Source organism: Hydrogenophaga sp. (genome assembly GCF_030656115.1).
Classification (GTDB): Bacteria; Pseudomonadota; Gammaproteobacteria; order Burkholderiales; family Burkholderiaceae_C; genus Hydrogenophaga.
In genome coordinates this window covers 1-5,508 of record NZ_JAUSOO010000021.1, presented here as the reverse complement: position 1 = coordinate 5,508, position 5,508 = coordinate 1, and the positions used below count along the sequence as shown (strand labels likewise).

6 protein-coding genes are annotated in these 5,508 nt (G+C 66.2%); all 6 read left to right on the top strand.

Annotated features, from left to right (window positions below; genetic code table 11):
- The first annotated feature begins 46 nt into the window (after positions 1–46).
- The 6 genes from Q7J58_RS02360 to Q7J58_RS02335 all read left to right on the top strand — a co-directional run bounded on the left by Q7J58_RS02360 (position 47) and on the right by Q7J58_RS02335 (position 5,071).
- Positions 47–883, top strand: a complete 837-nt coding sequence (locus Q7J58_RS02360; protein WP_304822879.1) for an ABC transporter permease — start codon at positions 47–49, stop codon at positions 881–883.
- A gap of 193 nt (positions 884–1,076) precedes the next feature.
- Positions 1,077–1,904, top strand: a complete 828-nt coding sequence (gene phnE, locus Q7J58_RS02355) for a phosphonate ABC transporter, permease protein PhnE (RefSeq protein ID WP_304822876.1) — start codon at positions 1,077–1,079, stop codon at positions 1,902–1,904.
- 19 nt (positions 1,905–1,923) lie between these two features.
- The gene (locus tag Q7J58_RS02350; RefSeq protein ID WP_304822873.1) at positions 1,924–2,277 is read left to right on the top strand and encodes a multidrug efflux SMR transporter; all 354 of its coding nucleotides are present in this window, start codon (positions 1,924–1,926) and stop codon (positions 2,275–2,277) included.
- A 23-nt stretch (positions 2,278–2,300) separates the two neighbouring features.
- Positions 2,301–2,930 (top strand): methyltransferase domain-containing protein, encoded by a 630-nt coding sequence (locus Q7J58_RS02345; RefSeq protein WP_304822871.1) that lies wholly within the window; start codon positions 2,301–2,303, stop codon positions 2,928–2,930.
- Positions 2,927–4,261, top strand: coding sequence for an ergothioneine biosynthesis protein EgtB (egtB, locus tag Q7J58_RS02340; protein WP_304822868.1), 1,335 nt, complete (start codon positions 2,927–2,929; stop codon positions 4,259–4,261). Before Q7J58_RS02345 ends, egtB begins: the two co-directional genes overlap by 4 nt.
- Positions 4,262–4,423: 162 nt before the next feature.
- The gene (locus Q7J58_RS02335; protein ID WP_304822865.1) at positions 4,424–5,071 is read left to right on the top strand and encodes a YHS domain-containing (seleno)protein; all 648 of its coding nucleotides are present in this window, start codon (positions 4,424–4,426) and stop codon (positions 5,069–5,071) included.
- The last annotated feature ends 437 nt before the right edge of the window (positions 5,072–5,508 follow it).

Here is a 5,508-nt window from a genome sequence, read left to right as displayed (position 1 = left end):
GGTGGGGTGGGGGGCAGGGGTGGAGCCATGTTTCAGGACAGTTTTTATGGCTGAGCTGACGCACCCCCGCGCCCCCACCCACGACCCGGCCTGGCTGGGCCGCGTATTTTGGGCCAGCCTGTGTGTGGTGCTGCTGTGGCCGCTGGGCGTGACCACCGAGTTCAAGCCCTGGGTGCTGCTGGAGCCCGACAACGTCAAGATCAGCGCCCAGTTCATCGGCAGTTTCTGGCCGCTGGTGTTTGACGCCGAATTTCTGACCATGGTGGCGCGCGAGACCTGGCGCACCGTGGCCATGGCCACCGCGGGCGTGACGCTGGCGCTGGTGGTGGCGGTGCCGCTGACGCTGCTGAACACGCGGGTGTTGTCCATCTCGGCGCTGTCGGGCCGCATGGCGCGGGGGCCTTACTGGCTGCGCCAGAGCGTGCGCTGGCTGCTGATTTTTTTGCGCAGCATGCCCGAGCTGGTGTGGGCGCTGGTGTTTGTGCGCGTGGTGGGCCTGGGGCCCACGGCCGGCGTGCTGGCCATTGCGCTCACCTACGGCGGCATGCTGGGCAAGGTGTACGGCGAAATTCTGGAAAGCGGCGAAACCCACGCCACCGAAACCCTGCTGCGCAACGGCAGTGGGCGGCTGCAAGCGTTTTTTTACGGTCTGCTGCCCACCAGCGCCGCCGAGCTGACGAGCTACACCGTGTACCGCTGGGAATGCGCTATTCGCAGTTCGGTGGTGCTGGGATTTGTGGGCGCGGGCGGGCTGGGCCAGCAACTGGACAACTCCATGAAGATGTTTGAAGGCGGCGAAGTGGCCAGCATGCTGCTGGTGTTCATGGCGCTGGTAGCCCTGGCCGACCGGGTGAGCGCGTGGCTGCGAAAGGCTTTGGGATGAAGCGGATATTTGTGGTCCACCTGCCCCCACCCCAGCCCTCCCCCAGCGGGGGAGGGTGCCTGTGCGCGGCCGCGCAGCTCTTCGGTTTTGCCCCTTCCCCCACTGAGTGTGGAAGACCATCCGCAACCGCGCAGCACTTCGGTTTTGCTCCTTCCCCCTCTGGGGGAAGGCTGGGATGGGGGCTCGGCGCACCATGAACAAACCCCGCGCATCCAACGACATCTTCAAACTCCCGCCACCGCTGTTTGACGCGCGCTGCAAGGCCTGCTGGTTTGTGGTGGGCCTGCTGGTGTTGGTGGTCGCCAGCTTCTGGTCGCTCGACCTGCAATGGGGACAGTTTTTTTCACTGGAAGCCGCGCAAAGCATGGGCCGCTTTCTGGCCGAATTCTTCCCGCCCGATACCTCACCCGCGTTTCTGAGCAAAGTGGCGCTGGGCGCCTGGGAAACGCTGGCCATGTCGGCCCTGGGTACGGTGCTGGCCGCCGTGGCCGGGCTGGCGCTGGCCCTGCCCGCCAGCCGTTTGTTTGAAGGCGACAGCGCCTGGAGCCGCGCGCCCACGCGCCTGGTGCTGAACGCACTGCGCAGCATCCCCGAGCTGGTGTGGGCCGCGCTGCTGCTCATATCCGCCGGTCTGGGACCGTTTGCCGGCACGCTGGCGCTGGCTTTGCACACCACCGGCGTGCTCGGGCGGCTGTTTGCCGAAGCCATTGAAAACACGCCGCCAGGCCCAGCCGCCGCCCTGCGGGTGCAAGGCGTGGGCAATTTCCGGGTGTTTGTGTACGCCACGCTGCCGCAGGTGCTGCCGCAACTCATGAGCTACACGCTGTACCGCTGGGAAAACAACATCCGCGCCGCCGCCGTGCTGGGCGTGGTGGGCGCGGGCGGCCTGGGGCAGCTGCTGGCGTTTCACATGGGCCTGTTCCAAATGAACAAAACCGCCACCATCTTGGCCGCCATGCTGCTCATGGTGGCGGTGGTGGACGCCGCCAGCCACACCTCGCGCCGCCTGCTCACCCGCTGAAACCACGCCACACACCACCATGGCCCTGCCCCTGCTGAACCACAGCCAAGCCTGGGCCTTGCTGGGCCTGGCCATTCTGATGGAGGTGGCGGGCACCACGTCCATGCGCCTGGCCGAAGGTTTTTCACGGCTCACCCCGTCGGTGCTCATCTTTGTGTTTTACGGCATCTCGTTCGGCCTGAACACCATGATCATCCGCACCCTGGGCCTGAGCGTGGTGTACGGCGTGTGGTCGGGCGTGGGCACGGTGCTCACCGCGCTCATCGGCATCTACTACTTCAAAGAACCCGCCACGGCCGTCAAGATGGTGAGCATCGGGCTCATCATCATCGGCGTCATGGGGCTGCATTCCGCTTCGCGTGTAAGTTCTTAACGGCTGCTTCGACCAAGCCGGACATGAACCCCAACCAAGTGTCCATCGAGCTTTACCGCAGCAAGGCGGCGGGTTATGACGCATCGGCCGAATTCACCATGCCGCTGCGGCGGCGCACCATTGCCCTGCTGCAGCTGCAGCCCGGCCAGACCGTGCTGGACGTGGGCGCCGGCACCGGCCTGAGCTACGCCCTGCTGCGCGACGCCGTGGGCGAGACCGGCCAGGTGCTCGCCTTCGAACAAAGCCCCGACATGTTTGCCTTGGCACACCAGCGCGTGCAAACCGCGCGCTGGGCCAACGTGTGGCACGCCAACGCACCGGCCGAAACCGTGCAGCTGCCCGCGCTGGCCGACGCCGTGCTTTTCAACTACACCCACGACATCTGCCGCACGCCCGAAGCCGTGGCCAACATCCTGCGCCAGGTGAAACCGGGCGCGCGCGTGGCCATGGCCGGCATCAAGTTCTTTCCGTGGTGGACCGGTCCGCTGAACATCGTGGCCTGGCTGAAGAACCGCCCCTACAACGCCAAAGCCGCCGACCTGTGGGAACCCTGGAGCCATGTGGCCGCGCGCTGCGATCCATTCCACTGGAGCAGCACCCAATGGGGCATGGGCTACATCGCCAGCGGCATCTACCGAGGAAACGCCCCATGAAAACCCAGCCCCTTGTTTCCGCCCCCGCCCCAGCCAGCACCCCCGCCCACACCAGCGCCCTGGCCCAGCGCTACGCCCAGGTGCGCGCGCAAACCCTGGCCCTGGCCGCGCCGCTGAGCGAGGCCGACTGCCAGGTGCAGTCCATGCCCGACGCCAGCCCCGCCAAATGGCACCTGGCACACGTCACCTGGTTTTTTGAAACCTTCATCCTGGAGCGTTTCGAGCCCGGCTTTCAGCCCTTCAACCCCGCCTTTCGTGTCCTGTTCAACAGCTACTACCAGGGCGTGGGCGAGCAACACCCCCGGCCCCAGCGCGGGCTCATCACCCGCCCCGGCCTGGCCGAGGTGAAGGCCTGGCGCGCCCAGGTGGACGCGCGCATGGCCGCGCTGCTGCAACACGAACCCGGCGAAGCGTTGCGCACGCTCATGGAACTGGGCCTGCAACACGAGCAACAACACCAGGAACTGCTGCTCACCGACCTCAAACACCTGCTGGCCAGCAACCCGCTGAACCCGGTTTACCACCCGCAATGGCCGCTGGGCCGCGTGGTGGCCGCGCCCATGGGCTGGGTGGCGTTGGCCGGTGGCACCGTGCAGCTGGGCCACAGCGGCAACGGCTTTGCCTTTGACAACGAAACCCCGGCCCACGCCGCGCTGCTGCAACCCCACGCGCTCGCCACGCGCCTGGTCACCCACGGCGAATGGCTGGCCTTCATGGACGGCGGCGGCTACCAAGACCCGCGCTGGTGGATGGCCGCTGGCTGGGACTGGCTGCGCGCGCAAGGCGTCTGCGCGCCGCTGTATTGGCAGCAAAGCGGCAACCCCGCGCAACACGGCGGCTGGACCAACTTCACCCTGCACGGGCGCATGCCCATCGACCCGCACACCCCGGTGGTCCACATCAGCTGGTTCGAGGCCGACGCCTACGCCCGCTGGCGCGCCGCGCAAGACGGCGAACCCATTCGCCTGCCCACCGAAGCCGAGTGGGAACACGCGGCGCGCACCATCGGCCCCGCGCTGCACAGCCAAGGCAACTTTCTGGACAGCGGCGCGCTGCACCCCATGCCGCTCGCGCACAGCGGCCCGGGCTTGCAGCAAATGGGCGGCGACGTGTGGGAATGGACCGCCAGCCCCTACACGCCCTACCCCGGCTACCGCCCCTGGGCCGGCGCCGTGGGCGAATACAACGGCAAATTCATGGTCAACCAGATGGTGCTGCGCGGCGGCTCGTGCGCCACACCGCGCGAGCACATCCGCGCCAGCTACCGCAACTTCTTCCCCACCGACGCACGGTGGCAGTTCAGCGGTGTTCGCCTGGCAAGGGATGTTTAACCCCCGCGCCGCCTGCGGCGTCACCCCCCAGGGGGCGGCAGCTACGGGCCGGGAAACCCGGACCCGCGCTGCCCTGGGCTGCACCGCTGCGCGCCCCGGCGCAGCGCTCCGGCATCGTCGATCACCACGACACCAACCCGCATCATTCAACCAAGGAACACCATGAAAAGACGACACGCCTTGGGCCTGATCACCGCCAGCGCGGCCGGCCTGCTCACCGGCTGCGCCAGCGTGGCCCCCGCTGGCCGCGCCGACCAAGGCCCCCCGTTTCGCACCACCAGCGACGCCGCAGCCAGCCAACTGATGCTGATGGGCCACGACCCCGTGGCCTATTTCGCCCAAAACGACGCCGTGCCGGGCAACCCCGCCATCCAGGCCGACCACCTGGGCGTGACCTGGCGCTTTGCCAGCGAAGCCAACAAGGCCACCTTTTTGCGCGAGCCCACGAAATACATGCCCCAGTTTGGCGGCTATTGCAGCAACGGCATCAACTACGCCGTGCCCTGGGGCGCCGGCGGCGGGCCCAACACCTGGCGCATTTACCGAGGCAAGCTGTATGTTTTTGGCGGCCAGTCTTCACGCGACCAGTTTGAAATGGAAACCGAGCTGAACCTGCAACGCGCCCACCGGTATTGGGACAGCGAAATAGTGGGCTCCAACCCCTTGTGGGTGCGCACCAAGCGCCTGGTGTTGCGCGTGCCGCACTACAAGAGCGACGCCGCGCTGCAAGCCGAATGGGAAGCCAAACGCGCGGCGGGCACGCTGCCGGTGATGCCTGGTGGGGTTCAGGTGGTGCCGGCTGCGCCTTGATGCGCCATCCAGCGGGTTGGTCGCACCCAGCACCTGCGCCTTGACCCAGTAGACGTAAGCCTTCTCGGTCTATAAGCTGCAGCGCAGGTAGCGAACCCGTTCGCGCACCTGACCCAGCAGCTTGACGGACCGGGGAGGTACCCAGTCAAGTTTGTCGGATCTGTTGTACCTGTTCACGCATCCAGAACGATGCATTGCAGGATTGATTTCAAACACTTTTTGGGGATGCCATGCGACTTTGTTTAACGACTGGGGTTTTGGATAAGTCAGACCATACAAATAGTCCACCTCAAAAATCCATCTTGAATTTCCCGCCAAAGTTGGCAAAGACATGATCCACAGCCTGCTCAAGCTCCTCCTTGCTGCGCCGCTTGAGCGCCAACCAGCGATGCTTCATCAGCCGCCACATCACCTCGCTGCGGTTGAGTTCAGGTCTG

Coding starts and splice junctions, on each gene's coding strand:
- Q7J58_RS02345 (WP_304822871.1), top strand. CDS start 2,301: ATGAACCCCAACCAAGTGTCCATCGAGCTTTACCGCAGCAAGGCGGCG.
- egtB (WP_304822868.1), top strand. CDS start 2,927: ATGAAAACCCAGCCCCTTGTTTCCGCCCCCGCCCCAGCCAGCACCCCC.
- Q7J58_RS02360 (WP_304822879.1), top strand. CDS start 47: ATGGCTGAGCTGACGCACCCCCGCGCCCCCACCCACGACCCGGCCTGG.
- Q7J58_RS02350 (WP_304822873.1), top strand. CDS start 1,924: ATGGCCCTGCCCCTGCTGAACCACAGCCAAGCCTGGGCCTTGCTGGGC.
- Q7J58_RS02335 (WP_304822865.1), top strand. CDS start 4,424: ATGAAAAGACGACACGCCTTGGGCCTGATCACCGCCAGCGCGGCCGGC.
- phnE (WP_304822876.1), top strand. CDS start 1,077: ATGAACAAACCCCGCGCATCCAACGACATCTTCAAACTCCCGCCACCG.